The 22,846-nt window shown below is 43.6% G+C and carries 21 protein-coding genes; 17 read left to right on the top strand and 4 right to left on the bottom strand.

All coding sequences use genetic code 11. From position 1 onward, the window contains the following. The first annotated feature begins 148 nt into the window (after window positions 1-148). Genes yihI through hemN form a run of 3 tightly spaced genes read left to right on the top strand, consistent with a single transcriptional unit; the run spans window position 149 to window position 2,575 of the window. Entirely contained in the window at window positions 149-739 is a 591-nt protein-coding gene (gene yihI, locus FHQ30_RS04730) for a Der GTPase-activating protein YihI (protein ID WP_139610892.1), read from the top strand. A gap of 17 nt (window positions 740-756) precedes the next feature. Further along, the gene (locus FHQ30_RS04725; RefSeq protein WP_139610893.1) at window positions 757-1,251 is read left to right on the top strand and encodes a DUF2489 domain-containing protein; all 495 of its coding nucleotides are present in this window, start codon (window positions 757-759) and stop codon (window positions 1,249-1,251) included. Next, on the top strand, window positions 1,208-2,575 hold the full coding sequence (hemN, locus tag FHQ30_RS04720; RefSeq protein ID WP_139610894.1) for an oxygen-independent coproporphyrinogen III oxidase: 1,368 nt from the start codon (window positions 1,208-1,210) through the stop codon (window positions 2,573-2,575). Before FHQ30_RS04725 ends, hemN begins: the two co-directional genes overlap by 44 nt. Window positions 2,576-2,678: 103 nt before the next feature. Here hemN and FHQ30_RS04715 read toward each other — a convergent pair whose 3' ends face one another. Continuing rightward, window positions 2,679-4,016, bottom strand: a complete 1,338-nt coding sequence (locus FHQ30_RS04715; protein ID WP_176552614.1) for an FAD-dependent oxidoreductase — start codon at window positions 4,014-4,016, stop codon at window positions 2,679-2,681. Between the two features lie 249 nt (window positions 4,017-4,265). Between FHQ30_RS04715 and rfaD the strand changes: the two genes are divergently transcribed. Genes rfaD through FHQ30_RS04700 form a run of 3 tightly spaced genes read left to right on the top strand, consistent with a single transcriptional unit; the run spans window position 4,266 to window position 6,869 of the window. Beyond that, window positions 4,266-5,192, top strand: coding sequence for an ADP-glyceromanno-heptose 6-epimerase (gene rfaD / locus FHQ30_RS04710; protein WP_139610895.1), 927 nt, complete (start codon window positions 4,266-4,268; stop codon window positions 5,190-5,192). Window positions 5,193-5,220: 28 nt separating this feature from the next. Continuing rightward, window positions 5,221-6,264 (top strand): lipopolysaccharide heptosyltransferase II, encoded by a 1,044-nt coding sequence (waaF, locus tag FHQ30_RS04705; protein ID WP_139610896.1) that lies wholly within the window; start codon window positions 5,221-5,223, stop codon window positions 6,262-6,264. 26 nt (window positions 6,265-6,290) lie between these two features. Then, entirely contained in the window at window positions 6,291-6,869 is a 579-nt protein-coding gene (locus FHQ30_RS04700; RefSeq protein ID WP_139610897.1) for a YcxB family protein, read from the top strand. Window positions 6,870-6,948: 79 nt separating this feature from the next. Here the strand turns inward: FHQ30_RS04700 and FHQ30_RS04695 are convergent, their stop codons facing one another. From FHQ30_RS04695 to rbsK, 3 genes are read right to left on the bottom strand one after another with little or no spacing between them, the layout of a single operon-like run. Next, window positions 6,949-7,962 carry an aldose 1-epimerase family protein gene (locus tag FHQ30_RS04695; protein WP_139610898.1) on the bottom strand — a complete coding sequence of 338 codons (1,014 nt, stop codon included), beginning with the start codon at window positions 7,960-7,962 and terminating at the stop codon, window positions 6,949-6,951. Window positions 7,963-7,978: 16 nt separating this feature from the next. Further along, window positions 7,979-9,265 carry an L-fucose:H+ symporter permease gene (gene fucP / locus FHQ30_RS04690; protein ID WP_176552615.1) on the bottom strand — a complete coding sequence of 429 codons (1,287 nt, stop codon included), beginning with the start codon at window positions 9,263-9,265 and terminating at the stop codon, window positions 7,979-7,981. 10 nt (window positions 9,266-9,275) lie between these two features. Beyond that, a complete protein-coding gene (gene rbsK / locus FHQ30_RS04685; RefSeq protein ID WP_139610900.1) occupies window positions 9,276-10,196 on the bottom strand; it encodes a ribokinase in 921 nt (306 codons plus the stop codon). A 160-nt stretch (window positions 10,197-10,356) separates the two neighbouring features. On the opposite strand from rbsK, the gene deoC reads away from it, so the two are divergent. The 11 genes from deoC to FHQ30_RS04630 all read left to right on the top strand — a co-directional run bounded on the left by deoC (window position 10,357) and on the right by FHQ30_RS04630 (window position 22,811). Beyond that, the gene (gene deoC / locus FHQ30_RS04680; RefSeq protein WP_139610901.1) at window positions 10,357-11,031 is read left to right on the top strand and encodes a deoxyribose-phosphate aldolase; all 675 of its coding nucleotides are present in this window, start codon (window positions 10,357-10,359) and stop codon (window positions 11,029-11,031) included. An 18-nt stretch (window positions 11,032-11,049) separates the two neighbouring features. After that, the gene (gene deoR / locus FHQ30_RS04675) at window positions 11,050-11,808 is read left to right on the top strand and encodes a DNA-binding transcriptional repressor DeoR (protein WP_139610902.1); all 759 of its coding nucleotides are present in this window, start codon (window positions 11,050-11,052) and stop codon (window positions 11,806-11,808) included. 42 nt (window positions 11,809-11,850) lie between these two features. Beyond that, window positions 11,851-12,804, top strand: coding sequence for a lipopolysaccharide heptosyltransferase RfaC (rfaC, locus tag FHQ30_RS04670; RefSeq protein WP_139610903.1), 954 nt, complete (start codon window positions 11,851-11,853; stop codon window positions 12,802-12,804). A gap of 289 nt (window positions 12,805-13,093) precedes the next feature. Further along, on the top strand, window positions 13,094-14,284 hold the full coding sequence (locus tag FHQ30_RS04665; protein ID WP_139610904.1) for a CaiB/BaiF CoA transferase family protein: 1,191 nt from the start codon (window positions 13,094-13,096) through the stop codon (window positions 14,282-14,284). Further along, window positions 14,284-15,234, top strand: coding sequence for a hydroxymethylglutaryl-CoA lyase (locus tag FHQ30_RS04660; RefSeq protein ID WP_139610905.1), 951 nt, complete (start codon window positions 14,284-14,286; stop codon window positions 15,232-15,234). Before FHQ30_RS04665 ends, FHQ30_RS04660 begins: the two co-directional genes overlap by 1 nt. A gap of 1 nt (window position 15,235) precedes the next feature. Further along, window positions 15,236-16,498: a 3-isopropylmalate dehydratase large subunit gene (locus tag FHQ30_RS04655; protein ID WP_139610906.1), complete on the top strand. Its 1,263-nt coding sequence runs from the start codon at window positions 15,236-15,238 to the stop codon at window positions 16,496-16,498. Between the two features lie 10 nt (window positions 16,499-16,508). Further along, window positions 16,509-16,997 carry a LeuD/DmdB family oxidoreductase small subunit gene (locus FHQ30_RS04650; protein WP_139610907.1) on the top strand — a complete coding sequence of 163 codons (489 nt, stop codon included), beginning with the start codon at window positions 16,509-16,511 and terminating at the stop codon, window positions 16,995-16,997. A 1-nt stretch (window position 16,998) separates the two neighbouring features. Further along, window positions 16,999-18,162: a 2-methylaconitate cis-trans isomerase PrpF family protein gene (locus FHQ30_RS04645; protein WP_139610908.1), complete on the top strand. Its 1,164-nt coding sequence runs from the start codon at window positions 16,999-17,001 to the stop codon at window positions 18,160-18,162. Between the two features lie 65 nt (window positions 18,163-18,227). Beyond that, window positions 18,228-19,517, top strand: a complete 1,290-nt coding sequence (locus tag FHQ30_RS04640) for an SLC13 family permease (RefSeq protein WP_139610909.1) — start codon at window positions 18,228-18,230, stop codon at window positions 19,515-19,517. Between the two features lie 78 nt (window positions 19,518-19,595). Further along, complete coding sequence (locus FHQ30_RS04635; RefSeq protein WP_139610910.1) at window positions 19,596-21,518, top strand: sigma 54-interacting transcriptional regulator; 1,923 nt, start codon at window positions 19,596-19,598, stop codon at window positions 21,516-21,518. Window positions 21,519-21,530: 12 nt separating this feature from the next. Beyond that, window positions 21,531-22,811: an RNA polymerase factor sigma-54 gene (locus FHQ30_RS04630; protein ID WP_139610911.1), complete on the top strand. Its 1,281-nt coding sequence runs from the start codon at window positions 21,531-21,533 to the stop codon at window positions 22,809-22,811. Window positions 22,812-22,846: the final 35 nt, after the last annotated feature.

The raw sequence follows: 22,846 nt of genomic DNA, 5'->3' as shown, positions 1-22,846 counted from the left end.
TGTTTTCGGCAGCTAAAGTGCGGTTTTACGTCTTTTCCCCAATCAATAGTTCGCGACAATTTCTGCATTTAGCCGGTTTAATTCCGTGTGAAAAATCACTATGAATGGTACAATTCGCCATTATTTTATTTGATCAAATGAGAATATTATGGCTCGCCAAAAGAAAACCCGCAAAATCAGCGATATTATGCCGGTGCGCAGAACCGACAAAGCACCGCCGCTGGCAACAGTAAAAAGCAAAAAAGGCCGCAAACCGACCCGTTATGAATTGGACGTGCAGGCACGCGAAGAGAAACGCAAGAAAAAACACAAAGGGCTTGATGCCGGTTCTCGTCACAGTGCTGCCGATAAAAATAGCAATAAGCAAAGTGCGGTCAAAGCCGATCCACGGGTCGGCAGCCGCAAAAAAATTCCGTTGATGATCGAAATGGTCAACAAGCCGGAGAAAGGCAAAGTGATTACGCCGATCAAAGTGGAAAGTGCGGTCGTTAAACCGAAAATTGATCCAGCTTTAGAACTGGAACAATTGGAAAACAATGAGTGCTTAAACGAGTTGCTTGACCGTTTGGACGAAGGCAAAACCTTGTCGGCGGAAGATCAGCAATTTGTCGATGACTGCTTGCGCCGGATTGAACAGCTGATGCAAGAGCTGGGGCTGAATGAAGAAGACGAAGATGAAAATAGTGAAGATGCGTTATACCGCACTTTTAATACGATTGATATCAATAAGTTTCGTTAACAAGTGAGTTTTAACGGATGAGCTGGACGATTGTTTTAAGCCTTGTCGCTGTTGTGATTGTGCTGGGATTGGCAAGTTATGCGACATGGCTGTTGCTGGCATTGCGCCGTCAAAAACAAAAAATCGCCGCCGCACGACAAAAACGGCATGATTTTACCTTTGACAGCGTGCAAATTATCGCCAAAGCAATGTTAAACGATGATTGTAATTTATCCGAAGGGGTGCTGCGGCTAAATGCGCTATTGCCGGGGTTGCAACCGCAGGCTTTGGACAAATACAGTGCAATGCAGCAGCTTTATCAGACGGTGATGGAGATGCCGACTCACGAGGCGCGTCGTGCTTTGCCGAAAAATCAGCGGATGCGTTTGGATTTAACCCGTGAAAGCGCCGAAGCCGAACTCGAACAAAAAATCAAATTGGAATTGCGCCAATTGTTGAGTGATATTGAAATAAATAACAGGAAAAATAATGTCAGAAATAGAATGGGATCTCAATCTAATCCAGAAATATAACCAATCCGGGCCACGCTACACTTCTTATCCGACCGCACTTGAGTTTAGCGACGACTACACCGAGCAGGATTTTCTGCAAGCCAGCCAACGCTATCCCGATCGACCGCTGTCGTTGTATGTGCATATTCCGTTCTGCCACAAGCTCTGCTATTTTTGCGCCTGTAACAAAATTATTACCCGTCATCAGCACAAAGCGGATATCTATTTGGATTATCTGGAAAAAGAGGTACAGCAGCGCGCGAAATTGTTTACCCAGCGCAATGTCACTCAAATACATTGGGGTGGTGGCACCCCGACCTATTTAAGCGAGCAGCAATCCGCACGTTTAATGCAAATGCTGCGTGATCATTTCCGGGTTGATCCGGCTGCGGAAATCAGTATTGAGATGGATCCACGTGAAATCGAGCTGTCGATGCTCGATCACCTGCGCCACATCGGTTTCAACCGCATCAGCATGGGGATTCAGGATTTTAATAAAGACGTGCAGACCGCAATCAACCGGATTCAAGATGAAGCATTTATCTTTTCACTGATGAAAAAAGCCCGTGAATTGGGGTTCACTTCGACCAATATTGATTTGATCTATGGTCTGCCGTTCCAAACGGTGGAGAGCTTTATGGCAACCTTGCAACGGGTCAGTGAGCTGAACCCGGATCGCATGAGCGTGTTTAACTACGCGCATTTGCCGTCTCGTTTTGCCGGACAGCACAAAATTAAAGATGCGACGTTGCCGCCGCCGACCAGCAAGTTGACGATTTTGCAAAAAACCATCGAAACCCTGACAGGTGCAGGCTACCGTTTTATTGGCATGGATCACTTTGCCAAACCGGACGATGAACTGGCGATTGCACAGCAAAACGGTGTGCTGCACCGCAATTTCCAAGGTTACACCACTCAAGAAGAAGCCGATTTGCTCGGTTTGGGCGTGTCTGCTATCAGCTTAATGGGCGATCACTATGCTCAAAACCAAAAAGAGTTGAAGCAGTATTATGCCGATGTGGAAGATCACGGCAATGCGCTGCACAAAGGTTTCGTCATGAGCCAAGAAGATTGCTTGCGCCGTGATGTGATCAAAGCGCTAATTTGCAATTTCAAATTGGATTATGCGCCATTGGAGCTGCAATACGGTATTGATTTCAAAGCCCATTTTGCCGAAGATTTGGCACTGTTAAAACCATTGGCAGAAGACGGCTTACTCACTCTTGGCGATACCACCCTAACCGTTTCTGCTAAAGGGCGGTTACTGATCCGCAATATCTGTTTGTGCTTCGACACTTACTCACGACAGCTGGCTAAACGCCAGCAGTTTTCAAGAATTATTTAATCGTTATTATTGGTGGGCTAATAGGGATATTAGCCCATTTTTATCTTTGATAAGGATAAAACAGCCCTAAGATAACCGTAAGATTTTTAAGATTAAAGTGCGGTCAGGAAAATAAGTCATTTAATCCTTCAGCAATAGTTGGATGAGTAAAAATCTGATTTTTCAGATAATCAGCCGGAATGTGATGATCCATTGCCATTTTGAATAGGTTAATGATTTCATGGGCTTCCGCACAAAATAGGGTAACACCCAAAATTTGATTATTGCCGCTATCAATAATCGCTTTTAATAAGCCATCGGTTTGATTTAATATTTTAGCCTTTGGAATTGCCTCTGCACGCAGGGTGGCAATACGATAAGGTCTTCCGCTCTTAGCAGCTTGGCTCTCTGTCATACCAATTTGTGCCAGTGGTGGTTCGGTGAACACGGTGGTTGGAAAGTGCGGTCGATCTTGGGTGTTGCGTTTTCCTTCGCCTAATAACTGTTCGCGCACAATACGGTAGTCATCAAGGGAAATATAGGTAAACTGCGGACTGCCGGCTACATCGCCCATTGCCCAAATATGCGGCGCTGCTTGCAGCTGTGCGTTGGTTTTGATAAAGCCGCGCTCTGTCAGCTCAATTCCGGCGTTTTCCAACGCCAGCCCGTCAGTGTTTGGACGGCGACCAACCGCAAGCAAAACGGCATCTGCACTGAAAGCACCTTGAGAAGTGATGACTTGAGTTTCGTTTAAATGTTGTTCAAAGCGTTTCACATCAGCACCCAAGATAATGTCAACACCTCGAGCTTGCAACACGCGCGTCATTTCATCGGCAATATCACGATCTTCCCGTGGCAGGAACGTATTTCCGCTGTCAATAATCGTTACCTTAGTGCCAAATTGATGATACATAAAGGCAAATTCCAGTGAAATATAACCACCGCCGATAATCACCAAGTGTTTCGGACGTGTGTTCAAAGATAAAATGCCGTTGCTGTTATAGATCTGTTCTCCATCTGCGCCGGGAATATTCAGTTCAACGGGCAGGCTCCCGGTATTGATAAAAATACGCTCGGCAGTGACACGGAATTCGCCGTCGCGTCCACTGAGGAGCACGGTATTTTGATCTTCAAAACGTGCTTTGGCAGTGATGATTTGCACGTTGTCCAGCACATCGAGTTTGCTAAAATTCGCTGCGCGTAATTTGGTGACCAGACTATTTTTCGCTTGCATAGCCTGTTGAAAAACATGATTTTTATCAGCGATAGCTGCATTTTGTTCACCTTCAACCAATAGCTTTTTAGATGGAATGCAGCCGATGTTGATGCAGGTTCCGCCATACATTTGCTCACTGGCCTCAGCCAGAATCACTTGCTGTCCGTGTTTTGCCAGGTCAGCAGCTAGAGTTTTTCCGGCTTTACCAAAGCCGATGATGAGATTTTGAGTGTTCAATTGTTGCATAATTCGATCCTTAAGTATTAAACGAGATTATTTCACATAAAAATAGTAGTTTTAATAATAGATGAATTAGGACAATAACAAGTCTCTATTATGCTCATTATGTACCGAAAAAATCTTATTTCCTGTACATTTTTCAAGCACCATTATAAGCAGATTCTTTCCTAATAAAAATGGTTTCACTGTAATCACATTTTAATTTCTATTACAATAGACTGAATTCATGTAAAACATCGCAAAAGGCAGGGAAATATGATTATCGTAACAGGCGGCGCAGGGTTTATCGGCAGTAACATTATCAAGGCATTAAACGCCATCGGGCGTAAAGATATTTTGGTGGTCGACAATTTAACTGACGGCACCAAATTCGCTAATTTGGTGGATTTGGATATTGCTGATTACTGCGATAAAGAAGATTTTATCGGTTCAATCATCGCCGGTGACGAGTTCGGCGAGATTGAGGCGGTGTTCCACGAGGGCGCGTGTTCCGCCACCACCGAATGGAACGGCAAATATGTGATGAGCAATAACTACGAATATTCCAAAGAGTTGTTGCACTACTGCTTGGATCGCCGTATTCCGTTTTTATATGCGTCTTCTGCCGCAACCTACGGCGACAAAACCGAATTTAAGGAAGCACGTGAATTTGAAGGCCCGTTGAATGTGTACGGCTATTCCAAATTCCTGTTCGACCAATATGTGCGCGAGATCCTGCCGGAAGCGGAATCACCGGTGTGCGGCTTCCGTTATTTCAATGTGTACGGTCCGCGTGAAAACCACAAAGGCAGCATGGCGAGCGTGGCGTTTCATCTGAATAATCAAATTTTGAAAGGCGAAAATCCGAAATTGTTTGCCGGCAGTGAGCATTTCCGCCGTGATTTCGTGTATGTCGGTGATGTAGCGCAAGTGAATATCTGGTGTTGGCAGAACGGTGTTTCCGGCATTTACAACTGCGGCACCGGCAAGGCGGAATCGTTTGAAGCTGTCGCCAAAGCGGTGCTGGCATTCCACCAAACCGGGCAGATTGAAACTATTCCGTTCCCGGAACATCTGAAAAGCCGCTATCAGGAATATACCCAAGCGGATTTAACTAATTTACGCGCCACCGGTTATGACAAACCGTTCAAAACCGTTGCCGAAGGGGTGGCGGAATATATGGCGTGGTTAAACAAAAAGTAACGAATAAAGCAGAATTGGAAAACGTGCAATGAGAATTTTGGTCATTGGCCCGTCTTGGGTCGGCGATATGATGATGTCGCACAGCTTGTATCAAGTATTGAAACAGCGTGATCCCGACTGCGTGATTGATGTGATGGCGCCCAATTGGTGCCGCCCGCTGTTGGCGAGAATGCCGGAAGTGAATCAAGCGATTGCGATGCCGATCGGACACGGCAGTTTTGCCTTGGGCGAACGTTACCGTTTGGGAAAATCACTGCGCAATCGATATGATCAGGCGATTATCCTGCCTAATTCGCTTAAATCGGCGTTTATTCCATTGTTTGCCAAGATTGCGCAACGGCGTGGTTGGAAAGGCGAAAGCCGCTATTTTCTGTTGAATGACTTGCGCAACAACAAACAGGATTATCCGTTAATGGTGCAGCGTTATACCGCACTTGCCTTTGACAAAAGTGCGGTTCCGACGGCAGAGCAATTGCCGATTCCTTATCCTTATTTGCAAGTGGACAGCGCACAGATTGCCAAAACTAAGGCAAAATTTGAGCAGCAAACCGCACTTGCCCAACGTCGTCCGATTATCGGTTTTTGTCCCGGTGCGGAATTTGGTCCGGCAAAACGCTGGCCGCATTACCATTACGCCAAATTGGCGGAATTGTTGATCGCACAGGGCTACCAAATCCATATTTTCGGCTCCGGCAAAGATGATGCCGTCGCCGAGCAAATCCGCAACAGCCTGCCGAGAGCACTGCAACGTTATTGCATCAACCTTGCCGGACAAACCCAGTTGGAAGAAGCGATTGACCTGATTTCTTGTTGCACCGCCGTAGTCAGCAACGACTCCGGCTTAATGCACATTGCCGCCGCCTTGCAACGCCCACTGGTCGCACTCTACGGCCCGACCAGCCCGCAATACACCCCACCGCTCAGCGACAAGGTGGAGATTATCCGTTTAATCGACGGTGGTTTAATCAAAGTGCGCAAAGGCAGTGACAGCAGCGAAGGCTATCACCAAAGTTTGATTGATATTCAACCGGAATTGGTGGTGGGGAAACTCAAGATACTGCTGGGACAATAAATATAGAGCGATAAGTAGGACAACAAATGGAAATAAGTTATCACATCACGGCACAAGAGTTTGCGACCGCACTTGGTCGGATGCAAGCGGCAGCTTATAAACAATCTCCACTTTATTGGAAGTTGGCGCTTTTTCAATTACTGGTTTTTGTCGTGCTTTTTGCGAGTTTCGGCTTTTTTAGTATTGTTGGTTACGACGCCATCCGAGAATATGCCGATTATTATGATAATTCCTTGGTCGATTGGGCGTTCTACGGTTTAATTGCGGCGGTAGTGCTGTATTATTTTTCGCCTATTATATACAACATGACATATACCCGTTTTTACAATAACCACCTTTTTGTTTCGGAAAAAAGTGCTTATATCGGTGAAGCAAAGTTAGTGCTGCAACCGAACGGTATTTTCTGTCAGAATCAAGGCAGCGAAGCGCTGTATTACTATGAAGGAATTTACGGCGTGGAAACGATCAAAGATTTCTTGATCATTCGTATTGATCGCGGAGTGTATCTGCCGATACCGGAGCATGGGTTCAAAAGTAAGCAACAGCGTCAGCAATTTGAATCTGAATTAAATATGAAATTGCATCGGCAAACTATTTCTGCCTAAAAGGGAAGTATCACAGAATACGTGCTAGAAAATAGAAAAAATGGTCGCAATCTTAAAACAAAATGCGACCATTATTTTTTTATTCAATCCCGGTAGTCACCGAGAAACGTCGGCTTTCATTTGCTGCCAGCATAATCAATGTACCACTGCGTTGTGCGGCTAAGTAGCCTTCAGGGCGGCAGGTTGCCGGCAGGACAAAGGCACCGACTTGCTGATCAGCATTATATAAAATCCAGCGGGTGGCATAATTAAATTGTTCAGATGAAAATTTAGTCAGGTAACAATGTCCATCCGGTGATTGCATACGATATTCTAAATCTGTTTGATATTGCTGCAAATCGTCCATGAAAAAGACGATTTCCGGATTGTACAACTCATCATTATCTAAACAAGTCAAATGGTACTCGCCTTGTTTGATTTTTTCATTGAATGCGCTCCATTCCGGCGTTGGTTTGACATGGGCTGGAATGGATTCACGCAATTTAATCGCTGCATCGGGGATGTTTTGGCTGAATGTTGCGCCATGTTCATAACAGTAATTCATATGGCACATATATTGCAGCGGCATCTCGACACTGGCAAGATTAGTGACTTGCATTTGAATATCAAACAGGCTGCTGTCGGCATAAAGAATGACTTTAGGTTGCGCCAGATAATGATCGCCAAAGCCTTTGACATATTCATATTCGCCGCAAAGCGCAATATGCTCATCTTCAAATTCAAGCCAGGCTTTATCCATTGTGGCGCAAGGCATTTCACCGTGCAGAGGGTGCTTATCTTCCGGCGCAGGGCAACCGTTGCGGATTAAACCCGAGTGAAAACTGAAGCAACCGTAAGTATCAATAATTTCGGCACCGCACTTGGGTTCGCTAAACATATTTTTCATCTTCAAGCTATGTCCATTGAAATAAGCATCCCAAATAATTTGTCCGTAGAATGGCAGCACGGTGATAAAGCCTTTTTGGTTACTGATTTTTATCGCTTCGATACCGGAGTTATACTTAAAACCTTCGACCGTAATTTGGCTATTTTGTAAGAGTATTTTTTTCTCGCTACTGAATAGCGCGCTATATAAAGGAATAGTGGTTTTCATTTTTTCTCACCTAATCTTATTTCGTTTCATTGCGTTTGCCGTAGAAATAGTAACCGACATAGGCAAAGCAGAGTAGTGGTACAATAAACGCATGTTGAATTGAGCCGATGGAATCAGAGACTAATCCGTGAATGGCGGGTACGACGGCAGCACCGATAATCGACATCACCACAACCGCCCCTGCGACTTCACGGTGTTCTTGTTCAACCGTGCCCAGCACAGAAGCATAGATTGTCGCCCAGCATGGACCAAATAAAGCGCTGGCAAAAATAGCCGCATAGACCGCAGAGAAATCCGGCACAAACGCGGTGTAAGCCAAGGTGATGACACCTAATACGGAATACCAAACCAGCACCCAATTCGGTTTAAATTTTGTCATCAAGAAATTGGCAATAAATTTGCCGACAAAGAAGCCGATAAAGCTATAGACCATAAAGTCTGAGGCATCGCGTTCATTCATATTGCTTAAATTCAGTGCCAAGCGGATAGTGAAAGACCACACTGCGACTTGCATGCCGACATACAAGAATTGCGCCAAGATCCCTTTTTTGAACGCACTGTTTTTCAGCAAATATTTTAAGGTATCGATAAAGTGTACATCTTGTTTTTCGCCTTCATTAACCGTTTTACATTTCGGAAATTGCGTGACTAAGAATAAAAAAGCAACGGCAATTAAAACAAAAATCAGATATTTATAAGGCTGTAAGGTGTGCTGCAACATTGCCAGTTTAAAATCGTGCAGCTGCTCCGGCGTCATGCCGGCGACTTGTTCGTGCAGGCTGGCTCCTTCTTGGAAGATTAGATATTTGCCCAACAAAATACCGAAAATAGCGCCGATAGGGTAGAAAGTTTGGCTGATATTTAAGCGCAAAGTGGCATAATCTTTATGTCCGATCATTGAACTGTAAGTATTGGCGGAGGTTTCCAAGAAACTTAACCCAATGGCGATCGAAAAAATAGCCGCTAAAAACATGGTGTAAGTCGCCATATGCGAAGCCGGGTAAAACATCAGACAGCCACCGATATATAAGGTTAGACCAATTAAAATAGCGATTTTATAACTGGTTTTCTTAATGATGAGTGAGGCGGGAATAGCGATCAGAAAATAACCGCCATAAAAAGCACTTTGCACCAACGCACTGGCAAAATCGCTTAAGGTGAATACGCTTTTAAACTGGGTGATCAAAATATCATTGAGACTGGCAGCCGCACCCCATAGCGGGAACAGGCAGGAGAGCAAAATGAATTGAAACAGCGGGGTTCTGTTCAGATAGCCGTCAGGCATTTGGATAATATTTTTCATGATACGATTCCTATTGTTGTGCCTGTTTAAAAAGATTAAATTGTGTTTGATCGGGATACGAGGATTGCGTTCCTTTGCCGGTCACGCTGTAAGCCGCATATAACGAAGCTTGCTGCATTGCTTCGAGTACGTTTCCGCTGTGAATATAGTGTTGCGCAAAACAGCCGATAAAGGCGTCGCCTGCACCACTGGTATCGACGGCATTGACTTTGCAAGGCGGCACTTTCACGATTTGATCACCGTACAGCCAAACCGAGCCTTTGTCGCCTAAGGTAACAATCAGGTTTTTCAACCCTTTTTCCAGTAAGAAGTGTGCGGCGGCTTGAACTTGATCCATATTAGCAACCGGCATACCGGTCAAAATTTCCAGTTCGGTTTCGTTCGGCATAAAAAAATCACACTTACAGGCGTATTCAAGCGAAAGCGCTTTGCTGGCCGGAGCAGGATTTAAGATCACTTGAATTCCGTAGCGATTGGCAAAGTCAATGGCGTAATACACGGTTTCTAATGGAATTTCCAACTGGAGAATAATTAATTTACACTGTTGCAATTCAGCGGCAGCGCGATCAATGTCTTCCGGTTTTAAGTGCGCATTGGCACCTTTGATAATTAAGATTCGGTTTTGTGAACTGGAGTCGACAAAAATAGGCGCGACACCGCTAGAGACACCGCTGACTTTTTCAACGTATTGCGTGTTAATCCCGTTTTGTTGAAAATTACGCAGGGTATTCTCTGCAAAAATATCATCCCCGACTTTGGATAACATCATTACGCTTGCCCCAGTGCGGGCTGCGGCAATGGCTTGATTTGCCCCTTTGCCGCCACAACCCATCTGAAAGGTTGGCGCTTCCAACGTTTCCCCCGCTTTTGGCATTTGATCGACATAGGTGATCAAATCAACCATATTTGAGCCAATAACTGCAATATCCATTACTTTTTCCTTTTGTTAAAATTAAAACATTAATTACTAAAAATAGTTTATAATAATAAAAATGTTAAAAAAGTTACATCGATCACAGATTTTAAATTAAATTGGCATATCATATAAAAAACCGCTTCGTTATGAAGTATAAATTCAATAGGAGAGAAAAATGGAAACTAAAGAGATTGTAAAAATGATTGATCATACCGCACTTGCTTGTGATAAGACTGAAGCTGAAATCAGTTTGTTGTGCCAGGAAGCTATTTCAAATGGATTTTATTCGGTGTGTATAAATGCCTGCCATATTCCACTGGCGAAGGCGTTGTTGCAAGAGCAGGATGTAAAAATTTGCACAGTGGTTGGGTTTCCGTTGGGGGCGACGTTGAGTTCGGTGAAAGCCTTTGAGGCAGCAGAAGCAATTAAGGCAGGGGCGCAGGAAGTGGATATGGTGATCAATGTGGGGTGGGTGAAATCCGCGCAGTGGGACAAGGTGAAAGCTGACATTGACGCAGTGCTGAAGGCTTGCGGACAGGTTCCATTGAAGGTGATTTTGGAGACTTGTTTATTAACTCGAGATGAAATAGTAAAATTGTGTGAAATTTGCCGTGCGCTTCAGGTGGCTTTTGTCAAAACGTCAACCGGTTTTAGTCAAGGCGGCGCAACGGTTGAAGATGTGGTGCTGATGCGTAGTGTTGTCGGGCGTGATATCGGGGTGAAAGCCTCCGGCGGCGTGCGTGATCTTGCCACGGCGTTGGCGATGATTGAAGCCGGCGCCAATCGATTGGGAACCAGTTCCGGCATTGCTATTGCGCATGGATTGCAGGATAATCAGGCGGGTTATTAATGTGAAACAGGAGCCGCGGTGGATACAAAAGTAAACGCGAGAATTCAACAATTGGAATTCTTGTTAAAACAAATGGATAAGATTCATTTGCGTGATGCCGCAGGCATTTTAAATGTTTCTGAAATGACAATTCGGCGTGATCTCAGCACCGAGCACGGCACTTTAGTGCTGCTTGGCGGTTATATTGTTAAAGATCCACAGCGTTTTCATGAAAACGGTTATTTTATTTTTGAGCAACAAAGCAAAAATATTGCTCAGAAAATGCAAATTGGAAAACTCGCAGCAGAGCAAGTGAAGGAAGGCGATGTGGTCTTTTTTGACTGCGGTTCTACCATTCCGTTTATTGCTTCCCAGATTCACGATTCGCTTAACTTCACCGCACTTTGTTGTTCTATCAATACCTTTATGATTTTGCAGGAAAAAAGCCAATGCAATTTGATTTTGTGCGGTGGACGGTATTCACGGGATAACTCCTTTCTGGATTCGATTACGTTGCAAAATGAGCTTGATGCAGTGTGTCCGACCAAAGCGTTTATTTCCGCCGCCGGCGTGCATCATCAAAAAGGGGTTACCTGTTTCAGTTTTGCCGAAGCGAAAGTGAAAGCCAGAGCGATACAAAAATCACAGCAGAATATTTTGGTGTTTGACGACAGTAAAATCGATAAGATTCAGCAAGCTTATATTGGCGAGCTGAATCAGTTTGATCTATTGATTTGTAATCAGGCGTTGCCAGAACGTTTTAACCAAACCGCACTTCCGTGTTTGCTTTCGGCATAATTTGAGTCATTAAGCAAGGGAACACAGAGGGACAACCGAAATATGAAAATCTGCCTGATCAAAACCTCATCGATGGGCGATATTTTGCACACGTTGCCCGCCTTAACCGATGCACAACGTGCGGTTGCGGATTTGCAGCTGGATTGGGTGGTCGAAGAGAGTTTTGCAGAAATTCCCACTTGGCATTTGGCGGTGAATCAGGTGATTCCGATAGCCTTGCGCCGTTGGCGTAAAACGCCATTCAGTGCACAAACTCGCCGAGAGTGGCAGCGATACCGCACTTTGTTGCAACAACAGCAATATGATGCGGTGATTGATGCGCAGGGGTTGGTGAAAAGTGCGGTTTTTGCCACCCGTTTAGCGCACGGCGTGAAACTGGGCTATGACCGCCGCTCGATCCGCGAACCGCTTGCCAGTTTTTTCTACGATAAAACTCATTCCATCAGTTACCAACAACACGCAGTCGAACGGATTCGCCAACTGTTTGCCTTAAGTTTGGGCTACGCTTTACCAAGCGAACAGGGCGACTATGGCATTGCCCGCCATTTTTTAAACCCCGCTAACCACACCACACCGTATTTGATTTTTATTCACTCAACGACCCGTGATGACAAACATTGGTCGGAAAGCGCTTGGCGTGAACTGATTAGCGCACTTGCGCCGTCGGGCTATCAAATTCAACTGCCGTGGGGCAACGACAAAGAGCGGTTGCGCGCCGAGCGTTTGGCACAAGGTTTTGCCTATGTACAGGTGCTGCCGAAAACCACACTGTCGCAAATTGCCACAAAAATCGCCCATGCCGCCGCTGTGGTTTCGGTCGATACTGGCTTAGCACACTTAACCGCTGCTTTAGATAAACCCAATATCACCCTCTACGGCGCCAGCGATCCGAAGCTGATCGGCGGCTACGGCAAAAACCAAATTGCACTTTGTGCTGACAGTATGTCAGCGATCGGTGCTTCGCTGGTACTCGAGGAATTGTTGAAACTGCTTTAGGGTCTGTTGATCTTTGTCTATAACTCAAATTATAAACAAAGATCAACAGCCTCTAAGCTTTTGATCACAAATCTGATTTTTACTGTAACAAATCTGTTATTTCCTTTCCGTGTTCCAATCTCCCGATTGCATAAAAAATAATCTTATTGGCATAAAAAACGTGATCATCTTCACGTTTTGTAAGTTTAAATCGACATACCCCCTTTTTGGCACGATTTTCGCATCTTCTTAAGGTAAGAAAATTTTTTTCTTTTCTGCTTATTTATTTAACTTATCAAGGAGTAGTTGTATGCAAAAAGGAGCATTAGAAGGGCTGCGAGTATTGGATTTGAGCCGTGTGTTGGCTGGACCGTTTTGTAGCATGATGTTGGCGGATATGGGCGCAGAGGTGATTAAAATCGAACAGCCGGGAAGCGGGGATGATTCCAGACAGTTTGCGCCGATGAAAAGCGGAGAAAGTTCTTACTACATGAATCTTAACCGAAATAAGAAAGGTATCACATTGAATTTGAAGGGTAAGGGGCGTGATATCTTTCTTGAAATGGTAAAACAGGCCGATATTGTGTTGGAGAATTACCGTCCGGGTACGATGGAAAAATTAGGTTTAGGTTATGAAGAGTTGAAAACGGTTAATCCGCGTATTATTTACGGTGCAATTTCCGGTTTTGGGCATACAGGCCGTAATAAGATGCGTCCGGGTTATGACATTATTGCACAGGCAACCGGGGGATTAATGAGTACGACAGGTTGGCCAGGCGGTGAGCCAACCCGTTCGGGGACTGCAATGGGCGATGTTTTGGCCGGTCTTTCACTTGCCATTGGGCTGTTGGCTGCGGTGAATCATCAAACTCGTACTGGACAAGGGCAGAAAGTCGATATTGCCTTGGTAGATTCCGTAGTTGCCAGTATGGAGATCATCAATCAAATTTATTTAGTCGAAGGACGTCTGCCTGAGAGGATTGGTAACCGGTATGAATCTTGCTATCCGTACGACTCTTTTGCCGCGAAAGACGGCTGGCTGGTTATCGGCGCTGCGAATGATAAATTGTGGCATTTGGTCTGTAAGGTCATTGGACGTGAAGATTTGATCCAAAACCCACGCTATAAAACCAATCCGGATCGCGTCAAAAATCATGCGGAAATTAAACCGCTTGTTGAGGCTTGGACAAAACAATATCCCGCAGAAGACGTGATTAATGCGATGTTGGCAGCGGGGGTGCCTGCTGCACCGATTAATACCATCGACCAAATTGTCAATGATCCGCATATTGCGCAAGATCGGCAAATGTTTGTGGATATTGAGCATCCTTTAGCGGGTAAAACCACGTTGACCGGCTCACATTTAAAATTCTCAGTGACTCAAACCGGGGTCAGAACCGCAGCGCCTTTGTTAGGGGAACACAATACGGATATTTATCAAGCACTATTGGGTTATACGCCTGAAGTGTTATCCGCATTGAAAGAGAGTGGGGTCATCTGATGCAAAGTGCGGTTGAACATTCAAATCAAACGGTATTTATTCGTGAGGTTTGTCCTCGCGATGGGTTTCAAAATGTCGCAGTATGGATAGAGACGGAGGATAAAAAACGAATTATCACATCGTTGTTGCAAAGTGGGATTCGCAGTATTGAGGCAACCTCGTTTGTTTCGCCAAAAGCGATCCCTCAGATGCGAGATGCCACAGAAATCGCCACATTTACTTTGGAAAAAGCCAAATCAAAAGGAATTGATGTGGTGGCATTGGTGCCAAATTTGAAAGGTATGGAATTGGCATATGCCGCAGGAATTCGTGAAGTGAATTATGTGGTTTCAGTTAGTGAGGCGCACAACAAAGCGAATATCAATCGAACGCCTCAGCAATCGTTACAAGAGCTGAAAAATATTGTGCAGCAATATCCGGATGTCAAGATTCATTTGGTGTTGGCGACGGTATTTGGCTGCCCATTTAACGGCGAAACTCCATTTGAAAGTATTAAGGCTTTAATTTCAAGTGCGGTGCAAGAGTGTGGGATTAAGGCAGTAACGCTGTGCGATACCATTGGCGTTGCCAATCCGGCACAAGTGAGATCAATCCTGGCTGACTTAATTTCGGCGTATCCGCAAATCTGCTTTACCTTACACCTGCATAATACTCATGGCATGGCGCTGGCCAATATCGCAGTCGCATTGGATTGTGGGATTCGCCATTTTGAAACAGCGGCGGGGGGGCTGGGTGGTTGTCCGTTTGCACCAGGTGCAGCGGGTAATTCCGCCACTGAAGATTTGGTGAATATGTTGCAGCGTATGGGGTTTAAAACGGATGTTGAGCTGCCTGCATTGTTAAGTGCGGTCAAGTTGATTGATGAGTTGATTCCAAATGCCGTTTCTAGCCAATTGAGTCGGGCGAGAACGTATCAAGAGTTTGATTTTTTTCCAATGAAGGAGTGTTGAGATGGGCAAAACATTATCAGAGAAAATCTTAGCAAAAAATGCACATCGAGATGCGGTGAATGCCGGCGATGTGGTGTGGGTGGATGTAGATCGCTCCATGATGGATGATATTTTAGGACCAAGGGTTCAGATTGCGGAAAAATTGCCGGAATTGACCAAAGAGATTAAAAATCGTGAGAACGTGATTGTGATTTCGGATCATTATACGCCGCCGGCGAATATTCGTCAGGCTGAAATTGTTAAGTTTACCCGGGATTGGTCGTCAGAAAATAATATCGACAATTATTATGAATTTGAAGGTCCTTGCCATCAAGTGATGGCGGAGTATGGGCACGTTTTGCCGGGAACCGTGATTTTGGGAACTGACTCGCATACTTGCATGGGGGGCGCATTAGGCGCATTTGCCAGCGGAGTGGGATCGACCGAAATGCTGGGGATTTTAGCCACCGGGCAAACGTGGTTAAAAGTGCCTGAAACTATCCAAGTGCGGTGGGACGGGCAGCTTAATCCTGGCGTGATGGCAAAAGATATTTCGTTGAAAACCATCGGCGTCATCGGACACGCCGGAGCAACGTATAAAGCGGTTGAATATGTGGGCGAGACTTTTGACCAAATGGAGATCGAACAGCGCATGGCGATTACCAATATGGCGGTCGAGATGGGCGCTAAAGTCGGGTTGATGCCGGTGGATGATAAAACCATTGCATATTTGGATTCTTTGGGGATTCAACGTGACAGCTATTCGGTTTATCACAGTGATGCCGATGCTCGATTCTGCCAAAAATTACATTTCAACAGTGCTGAGCTTTTGCCACAAGTGGCTTGTCCGCATGAAGTCGATAATGTGACGGCGGTGATGAATGTGAATACACCAATTCATCAGGCGTATTTAGGCTCTTGCACCGGCGGGCGACTGAGTGATTTGGTAGCAGCCGCTGAACTGTTAAAGGGCAAGAAAATCGCCAAAGGGATTCGTTTATTGGTTTCGCCAAGTTCGAAGAAAATTTGGAAAGCCGCCAGTGATGCCGGCGTTTTATCTGTGCTAGCCGAAGCAGGGGCAGTTATTCTAGCGCCGACCTGTGGAGTTTGTGTAGGGCTGCATTCGGGCTTATTGGCGCCGAAAGAAGTGTGTATTTCAGCCAGTAATCGTAATTTTATCGGACGCATGGGAAGCAAAGAAGCGTTTATTTATCTGGGTTCTCCGTTAACGGTCGCCGCGTCGGCGATTACGGGGAGAGTGACCGATCCGCGCGAGTTTTTATAAGGAGGCAGCTATGAAATTTGAAGGTAAGGCATGGGTTTTTGGCAATAATATCAACACCGATATTATTTCACCACCGCAATATATGGAACTTTCTATTGAAGAAGCCGCTGTTTATTCAATGCAGGCAGTTCATGAAACATTTGCGAAGCAAGTCGCAGAAGGCGATATTTTTATTGCCGCCGATAATTTAGGATCCGGCTCGAGTCGTGAGACCTCGCCGTTGACGCTAAAATATCTGGGTATAAAAGTGGTTGTAGCCAAATCGTTTGCGCGAATTTTTTATCGCAATTGTATTAACTTAGGGATTCCGGCAATTGAATGCCCTGATTGGGACGGAATTTCTGAAGGAGATCAGGTGAGTATTGATGTGGAACAAGGACAATTATTAAATTTGACCCGTAATACGTGTTTTAAATGCAGTAAATTACCGGACAACATTATGCAGATGATCGAGGCTGGTGGTTTGGTTAACTACTTAAAAGCAATAAAAGGAGAATAATATGCACCCGGAATTAGACAGTTTTACCGTTTCTATTGTACGTGGCGGTACTAGCAAAGGTATTTTTATTTTAGAGAGTGAGCTGCCGAAGCAGCAGCCGACACGCGATAACATTATTTTATCGATTTTTGGTAGTCCGGATATCCGCCAGATCGATGGCTTGGGCGGTGCTGACTCGTTGACCAGTAAATTGGCGATTATTGGACCATCAACCCGAGCAGATGCTGATGTGGATTATACGTTCGGACAAGTCAGTCTGACGAAGGCCTTTATTGATTATAAAGGCAATTGCGGCAATATCTCTTCTGCAGTGGGAGCGTTTGCGATTGAAAACGGGTTGGTTAGCGCGATTGAGCCGATCACCAAAGTGCGGGTACATATGGTCAACACCGGACGAATTTTGCTGTTATCGGTTCCGGTTATCGGCAATAAAGCGCGTATTGAAGGGGATTATAAGATTTCCGGAGTTCCGGGCAGTGGTGCCAAAGTTGGAATTGATTGGGCAGATTGCGGTGGCGAGTCAACCGGTAAATTACTACCTAGTGGTAATTTAATCGATCAGATTGAAGTTGATTCTGTCAGTTATCCGGTATCGGTGGTTGATGCGGGCAATATTACTGTATTTATCGCTGCGACGTCACTGGGACTGAGTGGCATTGAGTCACCATCAGAAATTGAAGCGGATAAAGGGTTAATGACATTGATTGAGAGCATTCGCGGCAAAGTGGCGCAACAATTGGGGTTGATTGACGATTGGCAACTTTCGGCACAAGAGATTCCTTATGCACCGTTTTTCTCGATTGTCAGCCCTTCGGCAAGTTATACCACACGAGATGGCAAATCGGTTGCACAGGACGAAATTAATATTGTTTCCCGCTTGTTGTTTATGCAAGGTGTTCACAAAACACATCCGGTTACCGGAACCGTGGCATTGGGCGCCTGTTGTCGGATTCCAGGGACGATTGCTCATCAGGCATTATCCGGTGCTGCCGCCGAAACTGATTTGATCTGGATTGGTCATCCGTCAGGACGAATTGAGATTGAAAGTGCGGTTGCATGTTCTGGTAACGAGTATCACTTGGCTAAATCGATTGTGGCAAGAACGGCTAGAATTATTTTGAAAGGTGAAGTGTATGTTCGCAAAAGCATAGTGACCGCACAATAAACCAAAACAACACAACCGCCTGCAAAGTGCGGTTGCATATCGTGTCATATAACCGGAGTTTTTATATGTTAAGCTTTAACGTTATTATTTTACTTTTTATTGTATTATCGATTGCCGGGGGATATTTTTTTAAAATAAATATTGGTATTTTTGCAATTGTTTTTTCATTTATTGCGGCTTATATCTATGGGCTGAATGCTAAGGATGTTTCCGGCTTATGGGGATTGAATCTTTTTTTTATTTTGCTATCGATCACCTTCTTCTATGGGATCGTGATTGCAAATGGCACGCTCTCGTTGGTCGCAGAAAAAATGGTGTTTGCCGTACGTAATCAGCCGTTTCTTATTCCCATTGTTCTGTTTGTGACGGTGGTAATTTTTGCCGGAATCGGGCCGGGACACTATGCAGCCTTTGCTTTTATGTCACCGCTGGTGATGGTGATTGCCAGTAAAATTAATATGAGTCGCTTGTTGGCGGCGATCATTATCTATAGTGGCGCCGTTGCCGGAGGATTTAATCCGTTTACTTTAGGTGGGCGTGTAACGGAAGGTTTAATTGAAAAATTGGGTTACAGTGTAGAAATATCGCAAGCGTATGCTTTAACAGTAGGCCGTAATAGTTTTGTGATCCATACTTTAATTTTTATTTTTGGGTATATTCTACTAAAGGGCTATCAGGTAACATCTGCCCAGATAGAGCAACCTAAATTATTAAATAACCAGCAAAAACGAACCTTAGCTTTAGTTGCATTGATCTTTTTACTGGTTATCGTGCCGAGTGTGCTATTGGCATTAAACCCGGAATCACTCTTTTTAAGTAAAATGACTAAAATGTTGGATCCCACTTTTCTCTCTTTTTTAGGCATTGTATTGGCACTTGTACTTAAATTGGGGAATGAAAATGAGGCAATGAAAAACATTCCTTGGTCGATCATCATCATGATCGGTGGTTTAGGGATGTTGACTGAATTGGCTTCTAAGGCAGGTGCGATGACGGCGCTGTCCAACTATTTGAACAGTATTGATGGTAGCACTGGTGGTGGTGTGATTTATTATTTAGTTGCAGCATTTTCGTCAATGATGTCGGTGTTTGCTTCTAGTATGGGGGTCGTAATGCCTACTTTTTATCCAATTGTACCGAACCTACATGTGGATAATCCTGGTTTGATGTTCTCTATCATCACTATGTTTGCCACTTTTACTGGGTATTCACCGTTTTCTTCCGGTGGTGCGCTGGTTATGGCAGGATTGACTGATCCAAAAGAGAGCAAACAATTATTCATCAGACTATTAATCTTACCATTTTTGCTATTGGCGCTAGGTTATTGTTTGCTTTATATTGGCGTTCTTTATTAATAATGTAATAACAATAGGGGCTATTGGCCAACTGGCTGATAGCCTTATTTTAATTTATAAATTATTGAGGTTTTTATTTTGAATAAAAAGATGTTTAATCTTGTTTTTGTTGCGCCGGATCAAGAGCTTGCTAAATTTGCCAGAATCGAAGCCGATAATCTGGGTTGCAATATGACAATTTTAAATGCCATTTTAGATGCACCAGATATCAGTAAATTAACCGATAACCATAAATCTTACGATGCCGTGATTAGTCGCGGTGGAACAGCCGCTTCGTTGGAAAAAATGTTGTCGATTCCGGTAATTTCAATCAATTTTTCGTTATCTGATTTGCTAAACCAGCTCACCCCATATAAAACACGCTATAAAAAATTAGTGCTGATCACTTACGAAAAAATAGCAGGGATTGAATATGTCGCTGCAGCATTAGATCTGAGCATTGAATTTCATAGTTTCCAAAATCAGGCCGATATTGATCGGTTACTGGCGAGCTACACTCCGGAACAGCATCTCTGTATTATTGGCGGTGTTTTGGTATTCCAACAAGCACAACAGCGCAACTTTAATACTATTTTATTAAAAACCGCCTCTGAGTCGGTACGCGAAGCCATTAGCCGTGCGATCTCGGTCAGTAAATTTAAACATGATGTTCAACGCAAAGCCAGTCGTTTGAATACGATTTTATCATCAGTTGCAGAAGGCGTGATTGTTACTGATAAATTTAACCGAATTGAACTGATTAATCCAATTGCCGAGAAAATAATAAAAAATACCCACTTGAACGTTATCGGCAAAGAGATTAGTCAATTGATTCCCTCTTCACAAACTGGTTTGGTGATACAAAGTAAAAAAGCACATAGTGGTGAATTAATTGAAATCGGTGGTAAAACCTATGTGGCAAACCGTATGCCTATTTTAGTTAATCAAGAGTGCTTGGGTGTGATTTGCACGTTGACTGAAGAGAATAAGATCAAGCATGCAGAATATAAGCTGAGAAAACGTGAAGCTACCAAGCGAGGATTTATTGCCAAATATTGCTTTGATAATATTTTGACGCGTAATGACAACATGGAAAAATGTAAGCTGCTGGCAACGATGTATTCAGCAACGGATGCTAATGTTTTGTTGTATGGGGCGTCAGGGGTAGGGAAGGAGTTGTTCGCCAACAGCATCCATTTTGCCAGTTCGCGTAGAGATAACCCCTTTATTGCTATCAATTGTGCCGCCATCCCTGAAAATTTATTAGAAAGTGAATTATTTGGTTATGAGAAAGGGGCATTCACTGGAGCCAATAAGGAAGGAAAAACAGGGTTATTTGAGTTGGCTCACACCGGTACTTTATTTTTAGATGAAATTGCTGAAATGCCACTTGCTTTGCAGGCAAGATTGCTGCGTGCTTTACAGGAAAAAGAGATTATGCGTGTCGGAGGCAGTGAAGTGATCCCAATAGATGTGCGGGTGATCAGTGCCAGTAATAAAAATTTGACACAAGAAGTTGTAAAAGAGCGGTTTAGACAAGATCTTTACTACCGTTTGAATCACCTTTTTTTAAGAATACCAACGCTGTCTGAGAGACCCGAAGATATTGCTTATTTATCTGAGCTTTTTTTAGCAGAACATAAAATAGATATTGACCGCCTACAATATGAGGCGTTATTGAGTTATTTACAATCTTATTCATGGCAAGGTAACGTGCGAGAGTTGAAATTTATGATGCAGCGTTTAGCTTTGATGATCGGTCTTTTCCCGCAGCAAAGTTATCTTTCATTATTTAAATCTTTTTGCTTATTTGAGGAGTCAGAGAGTAGAGAACAACATTCTAACCAAGACTTTAAGAGCAGAACATTGGCGTTTCAAGTAGCATTGATTAAGCAGTGCTTGGCTGAAAATAATCAGGATTATCAAAGGGTTTCACAAATATTAAATATCAGCAAAATGACGGTTTATCGCTATTTAAAGCAGGATGTTAATACTGTTATTAATCCTGATGTTAATCTATAGAGGTCTGCCGGGATGTCTGAGGTCAGCCAAAAACAGGAGATGAGCATAGGGTTGTCGTCTGACGATATTATGGTTGTTAATATCCTGTCATTTTCCTATGATGAATTACAGTATTTTATCACTGATCAATTACTTAATCATGCTGTTGGCGATTATCAAAAAAAATCTTATTTTAATTTCCCCACAGCAATATTACTGGAGGATGTTGAACAAAGCCATGATATTTTTCAGCCACCGAATTTACACACAAACCTATTACTGCAGCTGAATGAATTACATTTAAATGAATATGAAGAAGAGGTTTTGACTTTCATTATTGACTCAATCGATGAACGAGGTTTTTTAACGACAGATAAGCAGAGTTTGTATCAAGATTGGTTGCAGTATCAAGCAACGTTTTTTTCTGCTGGAGAGTTGTCATATGCAGATTTTTATCGCTATATTGAGCTAGTACAAACGTTAGAGCCATTAGGCATTGGTGCTGAATCTGTGCAGGAAAGCATCTTGATTCGCTTACGCCATAGTGATGATTGCCACCGTTTGTTGGCAGAACGTATCGTACAGTCAGGCTGGCGCGAATTGGGTAATAAAAATATTTTAAGACAAAAGGTTAAAAAACAATTTACTGACATTAGCGAACAGGATTTAAATGCGGCACTGGCATTGATTCAGAGTATTTCTCCATTTCCGGTCAGTTGTTATCTTGAGGAGCCAATTAAATATAGAATTCCAGAGTTTTTACTTCGAATTGAAGCAGGCGAAGTTAAAATAGAAGTATTAAATGAGAGTGACTTTCCATTTGAATCAGTATTGACGCAATCTATCTTAATGCAGGAAAACAACCCGGCACTGGATAGGATAAATGTTATTATCGGGGGTGTGAAATATAGGACGTTACTACTCCGAAAACTATTGGAGTTAATGACTCAGCGACAAAAATCATTTTTTATCAGTAAAAATCACAGTGATTTAGCCGAATGGGATTTATACGAAGTTAGTCGTCGACTTAATTTAAGTCTTTCTAGCTTATATCGTTTAATAAAAGATAAATATATTAAATTTGATAAGAAAATCTATGCATTCACCGATTTACTACCCACCAATAAATACTCTGCCAGTAGCGAATATATCAAGCAGCGAATCAGCGCATTATTACAGAAAAATAATACGCTTACTGACCAAGATATCACTGATGTTTTAACCAATGAAAATATTAAAATTTCTCGTAGAACAGTCAATAAATATCGCCATCAATTACGACTAACTCTAGGGTCTGTTGATCTTTGTTTATAATTTGAGCTATAGACTCTTTTCGCCACTCTTTTTGC

This window comes from Testudinibacter sp. 'clade 2' (assembly GCF_006227735.1).
In the GTDB taxonomy this organism is placed as follows: Bacteria; Pseudomonadota; Gammaproteobacteria; order Enterobacterales; family Pasteurellaceae; genus Chelonobacter.
Note: the sequence above shows the minus strand (reverse complement) of the source record. Positions and strands in the feature narration are given on the sequence as shown.

Excerpts from the sequence above, each read along its gene's own strand:
- FHQ30_RS04700 (WP_139610897.1), top strand. The coding sequence starts at position 6,291 with ATGGAAATAAGTTATCACATCACGGCACAAGAGTTTGCGACCGCACTT.
- FHQ30_RS04660 (WP_139610905.1), top strand. The coding sequence starts at position 14,284 with ATGCAAAGTGCGGTTGAACATTCAAATCAAACGGTATTTATTCGTGAG.
- waaF (WP_139610896.1), top strand. The coding sequence starts at position 5,221 with ATGAGAATTTTGGTCATTGGCCCGTCTTGGGTCGGCGATATGATGATG.
- FHQ30_RS04640 (WP_139610909.1), top strand. The coding sequence starts at position 18,228 with ATGTTAAGCTTTAACGTTATTATTTTACTTTTTATTGTATTATCGATT.
- FHQ30_RS04725 (WP_139610893.1), top strand. The coding sequence starts at position 757 with ATGAGCTGGACGATTGTTTTAAGCCTTGTCGCTGTTGTGATTGTGCTG.
- rfaC (WP_139610903.1), top strand. The coding sequence starts at position 11,851 with ATGAAAATCTGCCTGATCAAAACCTCATCGATGGGCGATATTTTGCAC.
- hemN (WP_139610894.1), top strand. The coding sequence starts at position 1,208 with ATGTCAGAAATAGAATGGGATCTCAATCTAATCCAGAAATATAACCAA.
- deoC (WP_139610901.1), top strand. The coding sequence starts at position 10,357 with ATGGAAACTAAAGAGATTGTAAAAATGATTGATCATACCGCACTTGCT.
- yihI (WP_139610892.1), top strand. The coding sequence starts at position 149 with ATGGCTCGCCAAAAGAAAACCCGCAAAATCAGCGATATTATGCCGGTG.
- FHQ30_RS04655 (WP_139610906.1), top strand. The coding sequence starts at position 15,236 with ATGGGCAAAACATTATCAGAGAAAATCTTAGCAAAAAATGCACATCGA.
- fucP (WP_176552615.1), bottom strand. The coding sequence starts at position 9,265 with ATGAAAAATATTATCCAAATGCCTGACGGCTATCTGAACAGAACCCCG.
- FHQ30_RS04650 (WP_139610907.1), top strand. The coding sequence starts at position 16,509 with ATGAAATTTGAAGGTAAGGCATGGGTTTTTGGCAATAATATCAACACC.
- FHQ30_RS04645 (WP_139610908.1), top strand. The coding sequence starts at position 16,999 with ATGCACCCGGAATTAGACAGTTTTACCGTTTCTATTGTACGTGGCGGT.
- rfaD (WP_139610895.1), top strand. The coding sequence starts at position 4,266 with ATGATTATCGTAACAGGCGGCGCAGGGTTTATCGGCAGTAACATTATC.
- FHQ30_RS04695 (WP_139610898.1), bottom strand. The coding sequence starts at position 7,962 with ATGAAAACCACTATTCCTTTATATAGCGCGCTATTCAGTAGCGAGAAA.
- rbsK (WP_139610900.1), bottom strand. The coding sequence starts at position 10,196 with ATGGATATTGCAGTTATTGGCTCAAATATGGTTGATTTGATCACCTAT.
- FHQ30_RS04715 (WP_176552614.1), bottom strand. The coding sequence starts at position 4,016 with ATGCAACAATTGAACACTCAAAATCTCATCATCGGCTTTGGTAAAGCC.
- FHQ30_RS04630 (WP_139610911.1), top strand. The coding sequence starts at position 21,531 with ATGTCTGAGGTCAGCCAAAAACAGGAGATGAGCATAGGGTTGTCGTCT.
- FHQ30_RS04665 (WP_139610904.1), top strand. The coding sequence starts at position 13,094 with ATGCAAAAAGGAGCATTAGAAGGGCTGCGAGTATTGGATTTGAGCCGT.